1 protein-coding gene is annotated in these 1,499 nt (G+C 68.4%); it reads right to left on the bottom strand.

Translation table 11 applies throughout. From position 1 onward, the window contains the following. Nucleotides 1-294 precede the first annotated feature (294 nt). The gene (locus IRX98_RS22355; protein ID WP_224280554.1) at nt 295-1,341 is read right to left on the bottom strand and encodes an IS110 family RNA-guided transposase; all 1,047 of its coding nucleotides are present in this window, start codon (nt 1,339-1,341) and stop codon (nt 295-297) included. Nucleotides 1,342-1,499: the final 158 nt, after the last annotated feature.

Raw genomic sequence — 1,499 nt, 5'->3', positions numbered from 1 at the left:
CCTCGACTGATATGTAGGGCGCGCCTGTCAAGGGCAGGGTGAGGCGCCGTCGGGCCTGGGTGGCCTGACGGCGCCTCGCTTGGTCTGGATCTGGTCGTCTGCGCAGCGTGTCTTCGCGACGCGCGGTCGAGACTGATATGCGCGGGTTGGGTACCGCAGGACGGCGTTCGGCAGGAGCGCTCCGCTTCTCTGAGGTCGAGCGTCACGAGCCGGGCTCGTGGCTCACAGTCGAATCGCGGGTCGGCTCCTCGCGCTGCACGCAGGGACCGGTTCCAGATCAAGTCAGGGGTGTGGCTACTCGAGGGTGGCCAGTGACCAGCACCAGCCGGCGAGTTCGCGGGCGATCGCGGTGTTGGCCACGGTGTGCTTCTTCTTCCGGGCCGTGTACTTGGCCCATTGGTGGTGCAGCCGCTGGTTGCCGGCGTGTCCGCGGACTCTGGCGGCGGGGGTGGCCTGTTCCCACCGGGCCTGCATGGTGGGCCCGACGGTGTAGCGGGGCTGGTGGTGCCATGCGGCCTCGATCAGCAGACGGCGGGCGTGGGTGTTGCCGGTCTTGGTGATTCCACCCTGCCTGCGCGAGTCGCCGCTGGAGTGCTCGGAGGGCACCAGACCGAGGTAGGCGCCGATGCTGGAGCCGGTGAACCTGGTCCAGTCGCCCAGTTCGACCGCGAGTGCGAAACCGGTCAGGGTGGAGATCCCCCGTAGGCAGCACAGGCGTCGGGTCAGGTCGGTGAACTCGCTGTCGGCAGCCATCGCGGTGATCGCAGCGTCGAGCCGGTTGCGGCGGGCCAGGGTGAACTCGACCGCTTCGAGGTCGGCCTCGTAGGCGGCGCGAGTGCCGGGCTGGTCGAACCGGATGCCGTGCAGCCACGCCTGGTGCTTGCCGGTCCAGGCGTTCCCGCCGTAGTAGACGTGGCCGTGGCGCAGCAGCAACTTTGAGACTCGGTGCCGGGCCCGCATCAGGTCGCCGCGGACATCTTCACGAGCCCGGACCAGGTCGCGGGCGGCTTCCTCGGTGATGGTGGGAACCCTGACCGGAACGATCTGTCCGACTTGGAGCAGTTGCGCGAGGAGCAGGGCGTCCTTGGCGTCGGTCTTGACGCGATCCCCGGGCGGCCGGTTCAGCTTCGATGGCGCGGCCACTTCGCAGCGGATCCCGGCTGCGGTGATCGCCCGGTAGAGGCCGAATCCGGTCGGTCCGGCCTCATAGGTCACCGCCACCGGGCCCGGCAGCCCCCGCAACCAGTCCACGACCACCTCGCTGGCCGGGACGAGCTTCTGCTTGAACACCTCACCGGTCATTGCGTCAAGACCGGTTGCCATCACCGATCGTGCGTGCACATCGAGCCCGACGCTCGTACGCTCAGAAATCACCGGGGCCTCCTATGCCTGTGGATAGGTCGAGCAGGCCACTCCTGCCCGACAACCCACGTACATGCATGTGAGAGGCCCCGGCCCGCAACCCCCTCACGCCGAGGCGGTCACGTCATACCGTCTGA

This window comes from Nocardioides lacusdianchii (genome assembly GCF_020102855.1).
GTDB lineage: Bacteria > Actinomycetota > Actinomycetes > Propionibacteriales > Nocardioidaceae > Nocardioides > Nocardioides lacusdianchii.
Note: the sequence above shows the minus strand (reverse complement) of the source record. Positions and strands in the feature narration are given on the sequence as shown.